The organism is Actinomadura sp. 3N407 (genome assembly GCF_052245875.1).
Taxonomy (GTDB): domain Bacteria; phylum Actinomycetota; class Actinomycetes; order Streptosporangiales; family Streptosporangiaceae; genus Spirillospora.
Genome location: NZ_JBQQBP010000009.1, coordinates 134,431 through 149,085, shown reverse-complemented (window position 1 = coordinate 149,085; position 14,655 = coordinate 134,431). Strand labels below are relative to the sequence as shown.

Below are 14,655 nucleotides of genomic sequence, written 5' to 3'. Positions count from 1 at the left end.
TATGGCCGTTGAGGAGTTCCTGACGATCGTGCTCGGGCTGCCGGAGGTGACCCAGAACGACCGGCACCCGAAGCTGACCGGCTTCCGGGTACGCGACAAGGGCTTCTGCTACCTCGACGAGGCCGAAGGGACCCTCATGCTCAAGGCCACCCGCGAAGAACAGGCCGCCCTCGTCGCCGAGAACCCCGAAGTCTTCGCCCCCTCCTGGGCGGGCGGCCGCTTCGCCTGGGTCGAGATCGACCTCGCCAGGGTCGATCCGGAAGAGCTGGCCGAACTCGTCACCGAAGCCTGGCGCCTGTCGGCCCCCAAACGCCTCGCCGACACGATCAACACCCCCTGAAACAACGGCTGCCGGGCTCCTACCGTCCCTGAACAGGCAAGGTGAGCGTCTCGGGAAGCCCTGACCGCGGGAGCACCCCGCTGTCGAGGAAACGGGTGACGGCGAGGATGCGGCCGGGCCCCGGAGTGAGGACGATCAGCCCGGCCGGGTACGCGACCGGCTCGGAGACGTCGGGGAGATAGCAGCCGAACGCGGGCTGCGTGTTGACCCGGGTCGGCACCAGACGGAACCGGCGGCCGCCCCGCCAGTTCGCCCCGGCCCGCAGGAAGGCCGCTATCGCCGCCGGGCCGTGGTACTCGTGCGGCGCCGGCGGCATCGCGAGCCACGCGTCGTCGGTGAGCAGCGCGACGACACCGTCGATGTCGTCCGCCGTGAAGGCTTCGGCGAAACGCCGGACGAGGTCGCGCTCCTGAGCCGAGCCGGGCCGCGGAGACGCCGAGCCGCGGCGCTGACCGAGCCCCGCACGGGCACGCTGCAGGAAACCCTTGACCGCGATCTCCGTGGTGTCCAGCATCTGCGCGACCTCGGCGGTGGAGTAGCCGAGCACGTCCCGCAGCACCAGCGTCGCCGTCTGGCGCGGCGGCAACCGCTGGAGCGCGGCGACGAACGCCAGTTCCACCGCCTCCCTGCTCTGATACCTCGCCTCCGGCCCGGGACCGCTGTCGGACACCTGGTCGAGTAGCGCGTCCGGGTACGGCTGGAGCCACGTCACGTCACCGCGGCGGGTGGGTTCGGGCGGCTCGAACGGCGGAACCGGCTCAAGGGGGACGCGTCGCTTCGCGTCGCGGATCGCGTTGAGGCACCGGTTGGTCGCGATCCGGTACAGCCAGGCCCGCAGCGACGCCCGTCCTTCGAAACCGTCCAGACCGCGCCAGGCCGCCAGCAGCGTCTCCTGCAGCACGTCCTCGGCGTCGGTCAGCGAGCCGAGCATCCGGTAGCAGTGCAGCCGCAGCTCGCCCCGGTACGGGCCGGTCAGCTCACCGAACGCCTCCGCGTCCCCGGCCCGCGCACGGGCGAGTGTGGCCTCGGTCACGTTCGCGTCCTTCACCGTTCCGTTCGAGCCGACAGCGGTGTCTCAACACATGCGTACCACGCGACAGGCCTTCACCCACGAGAGGAACACCGATGAACAGCCCCGCCCTGAAGACAGCGCTGGCGTACCACGAGGCGTGGACCGGCAAGGACTTCGAACGAGCCATGACCTACATCGCCGACGACATCGTCTGCGACGCCCCGGCGGGACGAATCGAGGGCGCCGACGCGTACCGCGCGTTCATGGGCCCGTTCGTGGGGATGCTCGTCCGCGCGGAAATAATCGCGGCCTTCGGCGACGACGACACCGCCGTGCTCATGTACGACACCGAGACGGTCCCGGTGAAACGAGCGCCGGGCGCCGAATGCGTCACCGTCGAGAACGGCAAGATCACCTACAGCCGGTTCATCTTCGACCGCGCCCCCTTCGAGGCCGCCCGCCGAGCAGCAACCTGACCCACCTGGGACGGCCGCACTCGCCGCACCGGCGGCGATCCCGCCGCGGAAATCACCGGACCGGACACCGACCACTGCGCGATCTGGTCGCCACCACGTTCACCAACGCGGTCGGCACCGCACTACGCTGGCGGGCCATGTACGAGACCGCCAAGATGGCCGGGTTTTATGGTGCCCACGGTGTGTGGAGCGTCTCCGGCGGGGAGACGCTGGTTCCAATGCTCGCCTATGGGCATCCGGACGGCGGCCAACACATGGACCGCCTGGTTTTCGACGACATCGCCGACGGCGCGAAAGCAGGCCAGGACGCTTTGGAGACGGGCCGTCCCGACTGGGTTCGCGCGGTGCTCATCATCGACGCCTACCTTCACCTCGATTCGGGGAAAACCGATGCGTTGATCGTCGACGCCGTCGAATATCTCCCGGCGCGGCGGTCGTTGAAGATGGCCATCCCCTACAGGCCACAATCGTCCCCACAGGGATTCGCCGTGTACCGGCCCAAATTCCTCGAGGTCACGGGCGTCGGTGAGCCGGACCATGCCGCGTTGGCCGATTCCTTCTTCTCCGGAGTCGACTCCCACGAGAAAGCGGCGGCCGTATGGAACGCACACCTCCTCGATGAATCCGCCTGAGAGGTCACCGGCGAACCATCGCGGGCGCGGCCCAGCCGACGATTCTGGCGCGCCGCGAAGGTAACCCACCGGGGAGAGGCGCGGGTGCCGTTCAGGACGGTGCACGTTGGCTCGCGGCTGCCACGTCCCACAGCCGCACGGTGTGGTCTCGACTCGCGGAGGCCAGTGTCTTGCCGTCAGGGCTGAACGCCACCGCGTTGACGGCGCCCGTATGACCGGTAAGGGACTGCCCGAGGGAAGGCCGGCCGGAGGCTACAGGGTGTGGTTCCTGCCCGGCTGCGCGTCCCGGTCGGGGAAGTAGCCGATGGGGGCGGCCACGGCGAGAACGGCGACACCCGCGCCGACGATGAGGGCGCGGCGGGAAGCACGCGGGGACGGCGTGATGACAACGGGGTCCGCCAGGTCCGGTGCGGTGGTGTCGGGCGGCGGGGCGGCGGGTGCCGAGTCGGCCAGCGCGGTGAGGGTGGCGGCTACGCCCTTGGCGGTGGGACGTTGCCCGGGATCATGACGCAGCAGGTCGCGCAGTACCGGAGCCAGAAGCCGAGCCCGCCGCGTGGGGGCGGGTCTGCCCTGGGAGATGGCCAGAAGCAGCGCCGCAAGGCTGGTGCCGGTGAACGCGGACGGCCTTCGACGGCGGCGTACAAGGTGGCGCCCAGGGCCCAGACGTCGGTGGCGGACGTGGCCTCGCGGTCGTTGACCTGCTCTGGGGCGAGGTATGCAGGAGTGCCCAGCAGGGCGCCGCTGGCGGTGAGGGTGGTCTCGTCGGGGACGGCGGCGAGCCCGAAGTCGCCGACCACGACCCGCCGGCCCTCCAGCAGGATGTTGGCGGGCTGATGTCGCGGTGCACGATCTGCGCCTCGTGCGCGGCGGCCAGCGCCTCGGCGATCTGCGCACCGATCCGGGCGGCCTCCATCTCCTCCAGCGGCCCGTCGTCGCTGATGACGGCGGCCAGGGAGCGGCCCCGCACCGGCTCCATGACGATCCAGGGCAGGCCGTCATCATCGTGGAACTGGTCATAGACGGTGACGATGCCGGGGTGCTTGAGCATCCCGATCGACCGTGCCTCCCGCTCCATGCGCGCCACCAGGTGCTCGCGCACTCCGGCTTCCAGGCTCATGGGGAGCTTGAGCTGCTTGAGCGCCACGTCCCGGCGCATCCGCTCATCGTGCGCGCGCCAGACGGCGCCCATCCCGCCCTCGCCCAGCAACTCCACCAGCCGGTACCGGCCGATCACGATACTTCCCGCGTCCCGCGCCACAGCCGCACATTAACCACGCCGACGCGGGTCCGATAGCGCCACCCGGCCAATTGTGATCAGCAAGTCACCGAAGGGCACAGAGGGGCGGACGGGGGACGCCGCCCCTCCGCCGGTCTTCACGAGCGGTCGATCACTGCGTAGACGACCTTGCCGGCAGTCGCTCGTCCCCCGGCACAGGCGGCCCGCCGCACACCAACGCCCCGACGGCTACGAGCCTGCACCGATCCACTGGCCCATGTCTCCTGAACGTCGACAAGGGGCTATGCCGCCTGGCGGCCGCAGGGGCGGTGTTATGAAGCAGGCGTTCGGGTGGGCAGGCGGCGCCTCATCCGGTGGGCACGGTCCTCGACCACGTCGGCGGGGGCGGCCGCCGGGGGGACGCGAACCTCGATGCGTCCGCCCTGGATCCGGGTCTCGTAGCAGGGTTGCGGGGTACTGGCCGGGCCGCGCACGATGCCGCCGTCGGCGAACCGGAACGTGCTGCCGTGCCACGGGCAGGTGACGCAGCCGTCATCGAACGTTCCCCCGCCCAGCGGGCCGCCCATGTGGCTGCAGGTGGCGGCCAGGGCGTGGACCTTCCCGTCCGTCCGGTGGAGCAGGACCCGCACGCCGTCCGCGTCGGCCGTGCGGTGCTCGCCCTCGGCCAGTTCCGCCGCCGCCAGCACCGGCGTCCACTCGTCGGGGCCCCTCTGCCACGCGGTGCGGTTGACGTTGACGCCCTTGACGAAGGTCAGGTGACCGCCGAGGTAGGCGCTGACCACCATCACACCGAGCCCGGCGAACCCCAGGGCCTTGCCCTTGCGGCGGTCACCGCGGGAACGCGCGGCGAGGGACGCCGCGTACAGCGTCAGCGCCGCGGTGTTGGCGGTGGCGTGGACCAGCCCCACCCGCCGCTCCGACCCCAGCGTGTCGGACCAGTCGTTCATTCCGGTGACGGCGGTGGGCACGGCGGCGACCACCCCGGTCGTCACCAGCAGGTCGGCGGCCGGTTCGCCCTCGCGCCCTCCGACGGCGTCCAGCAGCCCGGCCATGGTCCATGCGCCGATCGGCACATCGGTGAGCATCGGATGCAGCGGATGCCCCAGATTGGTCCCGCTGAACAGATTCCGGACGCGCCGCGGCCGAACCACCCGTTTGACCATCGAACTGACCGGCTTGGCGATCCGGTCCAGGGTCTCCGCCTTCTCCACCCGGCGCACCGCCCTGTGCGGCATGCTCATAACGCCTCCCCAAGGCACGACTTCACTCGTCCGCTCCCTATCCCCCGAAGACCCACCGAAACCGCCCACCCGCCGCATCACCCTGCCGCCGCCCGCTCCGTCCCCACCGCGGCGGGCCATAGATCCGTCGTGCGGCGAAGCCGGGGGCCAGACCGGTCAGGAATCGAGAAGCGTCGGCCACGGGCCGCGCCTAGCGTCATCTTCATGACTTCCATCGAATCCATCACCCTTGAGGCGTCCGACCTCGACGCCGCCGACAGGTTCTACAACGCCGCCTTCGGTTTGAGCACCGGGGTGCGCCTGCGCGCCTCGGAGGCACCGACGTCCGGCTTCCGCGGGTTCACGATGTCGCTCACCGTGTCCCGGCCCGCCACCGTCAACGGCCTCATCGACGCCGCCCTCGACGCGGGCGCCACGACCCTGAAGCCCGCCGCGAAGTCGTTCTGGGGGTACGGCGGGGTCGTCCAAGCCCCGGACGGGGCCATCTGGAAGATCGCTACCTCGGCGAAGAAGGACACCGGCCCGGCCACCCGGGAGATCGACGACATCGTGCTCCTGCTGGGGGTCGCGGACGTGGCCGAGAGCAAGCGGTTCTACGTCGACCGCGGCCTCGCCGTGGCGAAAAGCTTCGGCCGCAAGTACGTCGAGTTCGCCACTCCGTCGAGTCCCGTGAAGCTGGCGCTCTACGGGCGCAAGGCCCTCGCCAAGGACGCCGGCGTCCCGCCCGACGGCACCGGATCGCACCGGCTCATGATCGGCACCGACGCCGGGCCCTTCACCGACCCGGACGGGTTCGCGTGGGAGACCACCTCGGAGACCGCGTCGCTTTGAGCCGGTCGGCGCGCAGCCTGGCGTGCCCGCACCGGTTTCTGCCGATTGCGGAGTTCGGCATCGCCGCCGTCGCTTCGGCAGGAAACCCAACTGCTCGCGGTCACCGAAGAACGGAGTTATCTCATGTGTCATCCCTCGTGGGGCCGCGCCCTCACCGCGGCCCAGCGCCGAAGCGACCTCGCGCGGCTGCGCCGCGTCCGCGACCGGATCGACCGGGAGTACGCGCAGCCGCTGGACGTGGAGGCCCTCGCCCGCGGCGTGAACATGTCGGCCGGGCACCTCAGCCGCCGGTTCCGCCTGGCCTACGGCGAATCGCCCTACGCCTACCTGATGACGCGGCGGATCGAGCGCGCGATGGCGCTGCTGCGCCGCGGCGACCTCATGGTCACCGACGTCTGCTTCACGGTCGGCTGCTCGTCGCTGGGAACGTTCAGCACGCGCTTCACCGAGCTGGTCGGTGTGCCGCCCAGCGTCTACCGGCGCCAGGCGGCGGGAGCGGCGGCGGGAATGCCGCCGTGCGTGGCGAAACGGGTGACCCGACCGGTCAGGAATCGAGAAGCGCCGATTGCCGAGCCGCAGCTAGCGTGAACATCATGGACCTCAGCATTCACACGACCGCCCTTCCGCACGACGACCCCGAAGCCTCCCTGGCCTTCTACCGCGACACCCTCGGCTTCGAAGTCCGCAGCGACGTCGGAAGCGGCACGATGCGCTGGATCACCGTCGGCCCCGCCGGACAGCCCGGCACGTCGATCCTCCTGGCGCCACCCGCCGCGGACCCCGGCATCACCGACGACGAGCGCCGCACCATCGCCGAGATGATGGCCAAGGGCACCTACGGCTGGATCCTGCTGGCCACCCGCGACCTCGACGACACCTTCGAGAAAGTCCAGGCCGGCGACGCCGAAGTCGTCCAGGAGCCGACCGAGCAGCCCTACGGCGTTCGCGACTGCGCCTTCCGCGACCCCGCGGGCAACCTGATCCGCATCCAGGAACTGCGCTGAGGCGTCCGGCAAGACGAGTTCTCTTGAATAAGGCGGCCGTTGACGCGCGGCCGCCAAGGCCCGGTCACGGTGCGAGTGGGCCCCTCGCACCGCCCCCGCGAACGCTGCTCTGGACGAACGGGCGCGTCCGTCCTGGCTAGCCGTCCAGGAGCGAGTCCGGCGGTGCGCCGGAGTGCAAGCGGGGGTCGGCGCAGACCGGACCCCAGCCCGGCAGCCCCAACGGAGCCCGCCGGACTGCCGGACTGCCGGGGCTCAGTTGCCCACGCCGAGGCCGGGCATGAACGCCGGCGGGTACCGGTCGCCGCGCGCCGCGCCCGGCGGCACCGCCTTCTCGATCTCGGCGAGGTCGTCCGCCGTCAGGTTCAGCTCCATCGCGGGCAGCGCCTCGGCCAGCCGCTCGCGGGTGCGAGCGCCGACCAGCGGCACGATGTCCTCGCCCTGTGCGGCCACCCAGGCGATGGCCAGCTGGGCGACGGTGCACCCCTTCGCCTCGGCGACCCGGCGCAGCGCCTCCACGAGAGCGAGGTTGTGTTCCACGTTCCCGCTCGAGAACCGCGGGCTGAAGCCGCGGCCGTCGCCGGGGCCGCCGGTGTGGCCGGCGGACCAGTGCCCGGAGATGAGGCCGCGGCTGAGGACCCCGTACGCGGTCAGGCCGATGCCGAGTTCCCGCAGCGTGGGCAGGACCTCCGCCTCCACCGCCCGGGAGATCAGCGAGTACTCGATCTGCAGATCGGCGACCGGGTGCACGGCGTGCGCGCGGCGGATCGTCGCCGCATCGACCTCCGAAAGGCCGAGGTGCCGCACGTGCCCGGCGTCGATCAGCTCCTTGATCGCGCCGACCGTCTCCTCGATCGGTACAGCCGGGTCCAGCCGGGCGGGACGGTAGACGTCGATGTGGTCGGTGCCCAGCCGGGTCAGCGAATAGGCCAGGAAGTTCTTCACCGCCTCGGGACGGCCGTCGGTCCCGCCGAACTCGTGGCCCGGTCCCCGCAGCATGCCGAACTTGACGCTCAGCTGGTAGCCGTCCCGGTCCCGGCCGGGCAGCGCCTCGGCGAGCAGCAGCTCGTTATGGCCCATGGCGTAGAAGTCGCCAGTGTCGATCAGCGTGACGCCGGCGTCCAGCGCGGCGTGCACGGTGGCGATGCTCTCCGCGCGGTCCGCCGCGCCGTATGCGCCCGACATGCCCATCGCACCCAGGCCCAGCGCGGATACGGCCGGGCCGGTCTCGCCCAGGGTTCGTGTCTGCATCGCGTTTCTCCTTCGTCGTCGCTCTGTCACCCACCTTGCGCCCAGGCCGCGACGTGCGGGAGCGGAGCGTTCATCGTGGGAGAGCCGCTCCCTGGATAACCTCGCCCGCCGCGAGGGACCATGGGGCCATGCACCGTGACGAGCTCGCCGACTTCCTGCGCCGCCGCCGCGAGGCGATCCGCCCGGCCGAGGTGGGCCTCACCGACGGCCCCCGCCGCCGCACCACCGGGCTGCGCCGCGAAGAGGTGGCGATGCTCGCCGGCATGTCGGTGGATTACGTCGTCCGCCTCGAACAGGGCCGCAGCAGCCGGCCCTCGACCCAGCTGCTCGGGGCGCTGGCCCGGGCGTTGCGCCTGTCCGACGACGAGCGCGCCCACCTGTTCCACCTGTCCGGCCACCGGCCCCCGCCCGCCGACGGGCTGGCCCGCATGGCCCGGGCCGGTCTGCTGCGCATGCTCGACCTGCTCGGCGACACACCGGCCCTGGTGCTGTCCGACCTGGGCGAGGTCCTCGCCCAGAACCGGGCGGCCGTCCTGCTGATGGGCGACCACACCGGCTTCTCCGGCGACCGGCGCTACATCGTGCACCGCTGGTTCACCGACCCCGCCGCCCGCGCCGTTCACCCGCCCGAGGAGCAGGAGCACCAGGCCCGCCAGCTCGTGGCCGACCTGCGCGCGGCCGCCGGCCGCCGGTCCGGCGACCCCGTGGTCGCCGGACTCGTCGACCGGTTGCAGGCCGCGAGCGCCGACTTCCGCCGGCTCTGGGCCGAACACGAGGTCGCGGTCCGGCGCGCCGACCGCAAGACCTTGATGCACCCGCGGATGGGCCGACTGCTGATGGACTGCGAAACCCTGGTCACTCCGGACCAGGGTCAGCAGCTGCTGGTCCTCACCCCCGCGGACGACGAGGCCCGCGAGCGGCTGGAGCTACTGCGGGTACTGGGCATCGAGGAGTTCCCCACGGGGACGACGAGCACCCAGGCACGGTAAAGCGGCCACCCCTGCCCTCGGGGAGGCACCACGCACGGTCACGACTGAATCCAGGAGACGATCATGAACGATGATTCGAAGAACAACGACGCCTCTGCGCTGCCGCCGGTCGTCGACCGGGACACCTGGCAGGCCGACGTAGATGCGCTGCGGGTTCGGGAGAAGGCCCATACCCGCGAAGGTGACGCGATCGCGGCGGCCCGCCGGCGCCTACCCATGGTGGAGGTGGATGCCGGCCTTGAGCTGATCGGACCGAACGGGCCGGTGACCCTGCTGGACGCGTTCGAAGGACGTCGACAGCTCATCGCCTACTACTTCATGTGGTGGCCCGGCCGGCCCGCGCCCGAGCAGTGCGAGGGCTGCACGTTGTTCCTCAGCCAGGTCGGCGCGCTGTCCTACCTGCACTCCCGTGACATCACCTACGCCGTGTTCAGCCAGGGCCGCAACACCGCGTTCGGCCCGGCCGATGCCCAGGTGTCCTACGACGAAAGCGTCCGCTATCGCGACTTCATGGGCTGGGACATGCCGTGGTACTCGGCACAGCCCTCCCTTGACGCGCTCCTCGTCGGTCGCGAGCTCGGCCTGATGCACCTGGTGTGCTACGTGCGGGAGGGCGACCGCGTCTTCGAGACCTACTGGACGTCGCGCCGCGGCGTGGAGGCGATGGACTACAGCTACGCGCTCATGGACCTCACCGTGTACGGGCGCCAGGAGCCGTGGGAGGACTCGCCCTCCGGCTGGCCGCAACCGCAGGTTGACAGGGAGTCGGCACACATGCGGACCAACGGACGCCCCACCGCCCAGTGGCCGCGAATCCACGCCGGACACTCCGACGACCTCGGAACCGCGGAGACAGGAACAGCACCCATGCCTCACAACTGTCACTAATGCCGCATAAGAGAATCTTTGCCCCGTGGTGATGTGACGCGCCGGCCGGAGGCTGGGCCGGGCGGCGTGGTGTCGCCAGGCTGTGCGGGTGGCAGAACGAGTACGCGTTCGCGGGATCGATGACGACGAGGGCCGGCGCCTGCTGCGGATCGTCCGCAGAGGCACGGGGTCGGTGGTGACTTGGCGGCGGGCGCAGATGGTGCTGCTGTCCGCGCAGGGCATGTCCGTGGTGCCCGTCGAGGGTCCGAGCATGAGGCCGAGGTGCTGGCCGCCGCCGACCGGCACCGGACGAGCACGCAGATCGCGAACCGGCTGCACATCTCGGTCCGGACTGTCGAGAGCCACGGGCGCGAGCTGGCGATCCTCGCGTCCGGGCGGGGCGGGCCGAGTGAGCGGGGACTCGGTGTGCTCCCGAGCAAGGGCCCGGCCCCATGGGGACTCGCAGCCGATCAATTCACAGGCCGGATGCGGATCACGGCGCCCTCGTCACCGATGCCGGCGACCTCCAGGCTCACCATGTTGACGACTGCCTTCTCGCCCGCATGACAGGTCAGATCCATGTGGGCCGAGGTGTTCGCCCCTGGCCCGGTAAAGGTGGAAGAACACCCACCGTCGCTGGAGAACTCCGCCCCGGTCAGCGGTGCGACCATCCTGACCGTCCGGTCGCTGATCGCGGTGACCTCGATCGGGCCGAGCCCGGATCCGCCCAGCAGCGGAATCGTGACCGGGCCGGTCACCCGGATCTCGCAGGTGCCGTCCGCACACGCCCGGCGATTCTCACCATCCGCTGGAACAGGCGGTGACGGTGTAGGCGAAGCAGTAGGGGTCGTGGGAGTACTGGCGGCCGTCGGCGAAGTCGACGCGGCGGCACTGTCAAGGTCCGGCTCGCTCGACGAACACGACGCGAGCACAAGGACCACGGCCGCGAAAAGCAGAAGCGGGACGAGCGGACGGAACTGGGCGACTGTCTGCGAGCGGGTCATCGGAACATTCAACTCGGGCCGCCCAGGGACCGGTCCCAACGTCCACGCATTGCCATCCCGTCCACACACCATCGGAGGCCCGAACGTCGCGAGCGGAGAACGGCGAGGGTTGACGGCCTCGCCTTCCTACCTACCAGCCCGAGACGCCTGGCAACCGGTGCCTCGACGTCGGCCGACGAGCGCCTTCTTGGGGTCACCGCACTCCCTGGTCTGGGCGGTCTCTTGAGGATCACCAGACCAGGGGTCTCGACAAGACGATCAGATGCGGGTCCACCGTTGGTTGGCGGCACCGTTGCACGTCCAGATCTGGACGTAGACACCGTTGGCCGTGGAGTTGCTGGGTACGTCCAGGCATTTGTTCGCGCCGAGGGCGGTGATGCTTCCGTCGGAGTTGACGCGCCACTTCTGGTTGTTCTGGCCGTTGCAGTCCCAAATGATCACGCTGGTTCCGTCGGCGGTGCCGTTGTTGTTCACGTCGAGGCACTTGCTTCCGTAGACCCGCAGTTCACCGGCCGCCGTGGAGGTCCACTGCTGGTTGCTCTGACCGTGGCAGTCCCAGATCTCCACCCGCGTTCCGTTGGCCTGGGAAGCTCCGGTGACGTCGAGGCATCTCCCCGACCCTGCGCCCTGGAACTGGGACACGGGGTCGGGTGTTCCGCCGCTGACCCGGAACACGACGGTGCCGTGGGAGGGCACGCTCGCCGAGATGGCCCCGGTGGTCGAGGTGACGGCGTTCGTCCAGGCCTCACGGAGGCTGAAGGAGTCGCCGGACAGACCGATCGCCGAGGTGGTGGTGCTGATCGTCGTCGTGCTGCCTCCCTGGTTGAACAGCGCGACCGCGATGTCGCCGTTGCTCAGCCGTTTGGCCAGGACGCGGCGGGTGCCGTCGTTGCTGATCTGGGTCGCTTGGAGGCCGAGCGGGTCCTGGTTGATGGCGATCAGATTCTGGTTCTTCATGATCGTGGCGGTCGCGGCGTCCATGTTCCTCACGTCGTTCCCCGCGATCAGCGGCGCGGCCATGATGGCCCACAGGGCGAAGTGGCTGCGCATCTCGGTGTCGGTCATGCCGCCCCGGCCGACCACCATCATGTCGGGGTCGTTGAACTGCCCCGGCTTGGCGTAGCCCGACAGGGGCGCGTTGACATTGACGATGTTCTGGATGCCCATCGGGTAGCCGTTGGTCTGACCGGAGTCCCAGACGTTGGTGATGTCCTCGGTCGTGCGCCAGATGTTGGCGACGTCACCCCAGTTCCGCTGCGGGCCGGTCTTCTCATGGATGCTGTTGGGGTTGATGCTGTAGAGGATCGGCCGTCCGGTGGCCGCCAGGGCGTCGCGCATCTTCGCGAAGGTGCGTACCTGGTCGTCGATGGTGCCGGTGGGAGAGCACCAGTCGTACTTGAGATAGTCGACGCCCCAGGCGGCGAACTGCCGGGCGTCCTGGACCTCGTGGTCGAGACTGCCGGTGGCGCCCGGATAGGAGCCGAAGTACTGGGCGCAGGTACGGTCCAGGGGCGCTTGGTAGAGACCGAACTTCAGACCCCTGGCGTGAAGGTAGTCGCCGAGCGCCTTCATGCCGCTCGGGAATCTCGATGGATTGGCCCGCAGGTTGCCGGCCGGGTCGCGGTTGGGATCGAACCAGCAGTCGTCGACGACGACGTACTCATATCCGAGGTCGCGCATGCCGGAGCTGACGAGCGCGTCGGCGGTCTGCCGGATCAGCGTCTCGTTGATGTCGCAGCCGAACGTGTTCCAGGTGTTCCACCCCATCGGCGGGGTGCGGCCCACGCCGTTGTCCAGCGCTTGAGCCTGGGTGGCTGGGCTGAGCGCCACGGCCAGGGCCACCATGGTCAGCAGCGCGCGGATTCGTTTCCTGCTCATAGAGATCGCTCCGCAGTGATTCGAAGGCCGGGTCCATGGGGTGGGCTGGCTACCCCGAGGATCGGGTGCCCAGGGCTGAGACGACCGTCGTGGCCGCGCTGCGGTTGGCGACAAGCCGAGGGTCGTCCTGTCTGCGGTGACCTGGGCGGGCTCGGCCTTCCGCCGACCGAGCCCGCCACGCCGGCTCCACACCGGAGCCGGACCGTGTCACGTCGTTAGCGCTGCAGTGTCAGCAGACCCGGCCGGTAGGGCAGGAGGCCGTAGTCGCCGCCGGAGTCGGGGCTGCGCCCCTGGTAGAGCAATTGCAGATCGCAGGGATCGACGGTAAAGGTCTGATCGGCGTTGGCGCGGATCAGTTCGCCATGGCTGATGTCGTTGGTCCAGGTGGCGCCGCTGTTGGCCTTGCCGGCGAAGGGGTTGCTCTCGGTCGCGGCCTGCGGTGTCCACGAACCGTTCAGACTGGTGGACGTGAACGAGCGGAAGTAACGCCCCTGCGAGCCGATCGCCTCGACGATCATGAGGTAGCGGTTCTGGTCCTGGAGCTTGTAGACCTGAACGCCTTCGAACAGGTTGTTGGTCGTATCGCTCATGATCACTGTCGAGGTCGCGCCGAAACTGCCCGGGAAGTTCCCGATCGGCATACTGGCCCGGTAGATCTTGCCGTTGTCACCGGCGAAGAAAAGGTACATGTCCGTGCTGTCGCCGATGAGCGTCTGGTCGATGGGTCCTGTTCCGGAGCCGGTGATGCTTCCGGAGAAGAGCACCTGCTCTGATGACCAGCCATTCGGGTTGGTGGGGTCGCTCGACGTCCGGTAGGAGAAGGCGGTCCCACCCCACTGGTAGGCGAGCACCCAGATACTCTTCGGCGCGAAGTAGAAGAGCGTGGGTGCGACGGTGGAATTCGACATCGTGTTCTGGCTGGCCGAGGCCATCTCCGACCAGTTGTTGAACAGGCCGAAGTTCATCGAACCCCATCTCGTCCCCGTGTCGTGCGTCGTCGCATAGACGAGATGCCTGCCGTTGTAGGGGGCGACGGTGAAGTCCTTGAGCGAGACCCACCCCGGCTTGGGCTGCGCCAGCGGGCCCGTTGATGTCCAGCGGTATGTCGACGGAAGATCGCACGTCGGAGCGGGGTCGCCGCCGCCGACTGGGACGAGCTGCCACTGCTGGTTGTTCCCGCCCCAGTCGTCGTACTGGACGATGTTCGCGCCGTCGGCGGTGGAGGCGCCCTGTACTTCGAGGGCCTTGTTGCTGTGGCGCGAGATGAACCTGACGTGGCCTCCCGGGCTGTCATCCAGCCGCCACTGCTGGTTGGTGCCGTTCAGGTCGGACCACTGGACGATCGAGCCGCCGTTGGCGGTGGAGAAGTTGTAGACGTCCAGCACCTTGCCGGAGTGGCGGGACTTGATGCGGTAGTAGCCGCCGCCGGAGTCGACGAACTGCCACTGCTGCTGGTTCTGATCGTTCCTGGTCCACTGGGTGATGCGGGCGCCGTCGTTGGTCGCCAGGTTGTAGACGTCCAGGGCCTTGCCGCTGTTGCGGTTGACCAGGACGTACCACTTGTTCACATCCACTGCCGCGGCCTGAGCGGTCTGTACGTTCGTCACGGACAGGAGCACCGACAGCAGGAGCGATGCCAGCACTGCACCGGTCCTCAACATGAACTCTTCCCTTCGTCAACGTGAGTGTTAGCGCTAACATTTCCGGCCGGGCGGGACCTTCTCTCCATTGGGGGATCGGGGGGTGGTGGTGGCCGGAGTAAATACGAGGCAGAGCTATATCGTCAAGGACCCCGGACCTTCGAAAAGTTTCGAGCGCAAACCGGCTGGTAGTTCACGCACACAACCCGGCGGCCGGATCTTCGCAATGAAACATTATGAAAATGTTGACGGGAAC

The 14,655-nt window shown here is 69.4% G+C and carries 14 protein-coding genes and 2 pseudogenes; 8 read left to right on the top strand and 8 right to left on the bottom strand.

Going from position 1 to position 14,655, the window contains the following annotated elements; translation table 11 throughout:
• Nucleotide 1 precedes the first annotated feature (1 nt).
• A complete protein-coding gene (locus ACTWPP_RS23425) occupies nucleotides 2-340 on the top strand; it encodes an MmcQ/YjbR family DNA-binding protein (protein ID WP_443106473.1) in 339 nt (112 codons plus the stop codon).
• A gap of 19 nt (nucleotides 341-359) precedes the next feature.
• On the opposite strand, the gene ACTWPP_RS23420 is transcribed toward ACTWPP_RS23425, so the two are convergent.
• Entirely contained in the window at nucleotides 360-1,373 is a 1,014-nt protein-coding gene (locus tag ACTWPP_RS23420) for a sigma-70 family RNA polymerase sigma factor (RefSeq protein ID WP_443106472.1), read from the bottom strand.
• Between the two features lie 92 nt (nucleotides 1,374-1,465).
• Between ACTWPP_RS23420 and ACTWPP_RS23415 the strand changes: the two genes are divergently transcribed.
• Both ACTWPP_RS23415 and ACTWPP_RS23410 read left to right on the top strand, forming a co-directional pair.
• On the top strand, nucleotides 1,466-1,828 hold the full coding sequence (locus ACTWPP_RS23415) for a nuclear transport factor 2 family protein (RefSeq protein ID WP_443106471.1): 363 nt from the start codon (nucleotides 1,466-1,468) through the stop codon (nucleotides 1,826-1,828).
• 137 nt (nucleotides 1,829-1,965) lie between these two features.
• Nucleotides 1,966-2,460 carry a hypothetical protein gene (locus ACTWPP_RS23410; protein ID WP_443106470.1) on the top strand — a complete coding sequence of 165 codons (495 nt, stop codon included), beginning with the start codon at nucleotides 1,966-1,968 and terminating at the stop codon, nucleotides 2,458-2,460.
• Nucleotides 2,461-2,551: 91 nt separating this feature from the next.
• Here the strand turns inward: ACTWPP_RS23410 and ACTWPP_RS23405 are convergent.
• From ACTWPP_RS23405 to ACTWPP_RS23395, 3 genes and pseudogenes are all read right to left on the bottom strand, one after another.
• A pseudogene (locus ACTWPP_RS23405) lies at nucleotides 2,552-2,677 on the bottom strand (WD40 repeat domain-containing protein); the annotation flags it as partial.
• 253 nt (nucleotides 2,678-2,930) lie between these two features.
• Nucleotides 2,931-3,649: pseudogene (locus ACTWPP_RS23400) on the bottom strand (serine/threonine-protein kinase).
• Nucleotides 3,650-4,008: 359 nt separating this feature from the next.
• Entirely contained in the window at nucleotides 4,009-4,938 is a 930-nt protein-coding gene (locus ACTWPP_RS23395; protein WP_443106469.1) for a Rieske 2Fe-2S domain-containing protein, read from the bottom strand.
• Nucleotides 4,939-5,142: 204 nt separating this feature from the next.
• Here ACTWPP_RS23395 and ACTWPP_RS23390 point away from each other — a divergent pair, with 204 nt between their 5' ends.
• From ACTWPP_RS23390 to ACTWPP_RS23380, 3 genes are all read left to right on the top strand, one after another.
• A complete protein-coding gene (locus ACTWPP_RS23390) occupies nucleotides 5,143-5,769 on the top strand; it encodes a glyoxalase (protein WP_443106468.1) in 627 nt (208 codons plus the stop codon).
• A gap of 123 nt (nucleotides 5,770-5,892) precedes the next feature.
• Nucleotides 5,893-6,357, top strand: a complete 465-nt coding sequence (locus ACTWPP_RS23385) for a helix-turn-helix transcriptional regulator (RefSeq protein ID WP_443106467.1) — start codon at nucleotides 5,893-5,895, stop codon at nucleotides 6,355-6,357.
• Nucleotides 6,358-6,362: 5 nt separating this feature from the next.
• Complete coding sequence (locus ACTWPP_RS23380) at nucleotides 6,363-6,773, top strand: VOC family protein (protein ID WP_443106466.1); 411 nt, start codon at nucleotides 6,363-6,365, stop codon at nucleotides 6,771-6,773.
• Nucleotides 6,774-7,025: 252 nt separating this feature from the next.
• Here ACTWPP_RS23380 and ACTWPP_RS23375 read toward each other — a convergent pair whose 3' ends face one another.
• Nucleotides 7,026-8,021 (bottom strand): aldo/keto reductase, encoded by a 996-nt coding sequence (locus ACTWPP_RS23375; protein WP_443106465.1) that lies wholly within the window; start codon nucleotides 8,019-8,021, stop codon nucleotides 7,026-7,028.
• A gap of 128 nt (nucleotides 8,022-8,149) precedes the next feature.
• Here ACTWPP_RS23375 and ACTWPP_RS23370 point away from each other — a divergent pair, with 128 nt between their 5' ends.
• A complete protein-coding gene (locus ACTWPP_RS23370) occupies nucleotides 8,150-9,010 on the top strand; it encodes a helix-turn-helix transcriptional regulator (RefSeq protein WP_443106464.1) in 861 nt (286 codons plus the stop codon).
• Nucleotides 9,011-9,073: 63 nt separating this feature from the next.
• Nucleotides 9,074-9,898 carry a DUF899 family protein gene (locus ACTWPP_RS23365; RefSeq protein WP_443106463.1) on the top strand — a complete coding sequence of 275 codons (825 nt, stop codon included), beginning with the start codon at nucleotides 9,074-9,076 and terminating at the stop codon, nucleotides 9,896-9,898.
• A gap of 449 nt (nucleotides 9,899-10,347) precedes the next feature.
• Here the strand turns inward: ACTWPP_RS23365 and ACTWPP_RS23360 are convergent, their stop codons facing one another.
• The 3 genes from ACTWPP_RS23360 to ACTWPP_RS23350 all read right to left on the bottom strand — a co-directional run bounded on the left by ACTWPP_RS23360 (nucleotide 10,348) and on the right by ACTWPP_RS23350 (nucleotide 14,402).
• Nucleotides 10,348-10,635 carry a hypothetical protein gene (locus tag ACTWPP_RS23360; protein ID WP_443106462.1) on the bottom strand — a complete coding sequence of 96 codons (288 nt, stop codon included), beginning with the start codon at nucleotides 10,633-10,635 and terminating at the stop codon, nucleotides 10,348-10,350.
• Nucleotides 10,636-11,139: 504 nt separating this feature from the next.
• Entirely contained in the window at nucleotides 11,140-12,759 is a 1,620-nt protein-coding gene (locus tag ACTWPP_RS23355; RefSeq protein ID WP_443106461.1) for a glycoside hydrolase family 27 protein, read from the bottom strand.
• Between the two features lie 215 nt (nucleotides 12,760-12,974).
• Nucleotides 12,975-14,402, bottom strand: coding sequence for a non-reducing end alpha-L-arabinofuranosidase family hydrolase (locus tag ACTWPP_RS23350; protein ID WP_443106460.1), 1,428 nt, complete (start codon nucleotides 14,400-14,402; stop codon nucleotides 12,975-12,977).
• Nucleotides 14,403-14,655 lie beyond the last annotated feature (253 nt).

Coding starts and splice junctions, on each gene's coding strand:
- ACTWPP_RS23425 (WP_443106473.1), top strand. CDS start 2: ATGGCCGTTGAGGAGTTCCTGACGATCGTGCTCGGGCTGCCGGAGGTG.
- ACTWPP_RS23415 (WP_443106471.1), top strand. CDS start 1,466: ATGAACAGCCCCGCCCTGAAGACAGCGCTGGCGTACCACGAGGCGTGG.
- ACTWPP_RS23410 (WP_443106470.1), top strand. CDS start 1,966: ATGTACGAGACCGCCAAGATGGCCGGGTTTTATGGTGCCCACGGTGTG.
- ACTWPP_RS23395 (WP_443106469.1), bottom strand. CDS start 4,938: ATGAGCATGCCGCACAGGGCGGTGCGCCGGGTGGAGAAGGCGGAGACC.
- ACTWPP_RS23390 (WP_443106468.1), top strand. CDS start 5,143: ATGACTTCCATCGAATCCATCACCCTTGAGGCGTCCGACCTCGACGCC.
- ACTWPP_RS23385 (WP_443106467.1), top strand. CDS start 5,893: ATGTGTCATCCCTCGTGGGGCCGCGCCCTCACCGCGGCCCAGCGCCGA.
- ACTWPP_RS23380 (WP_443106466.1), top strand. CDS start 6,363: ATGGACCTCAGCATTCACACGACCGCCCTTCCGCACGACGACCCCGAA.
- ACTWPP_RS23375 (WP_443106465.1), bottom strand. CDS start 8,021: ATGCAGACACGAACCCTGGGCGAGACCGGCCCGGCCGTATCCGCGCTG.
- ACTWPP_RS23370 (WP_443106464.1), top strand. CDS start 8,150: ATGCACCGTGACGAGCTCGCCGACTTCCTGCGCCGCCGCCGCGAGGCG.
- ACTWPP_RS23365 (WP_443106463.1), top strand. CDS start 9,074: ATGAACGATGATTCGAAGAACAACGACGCCTCTGCGCTGCCGCCGGTC.
- ACTWPP_RS23355 (WP_443106461.1), bottom strand. CDS start 12,759: ATGAGCAGGAAACGAATCCGCGCGCTGCTGACCATGGTGGCCCTGGCC.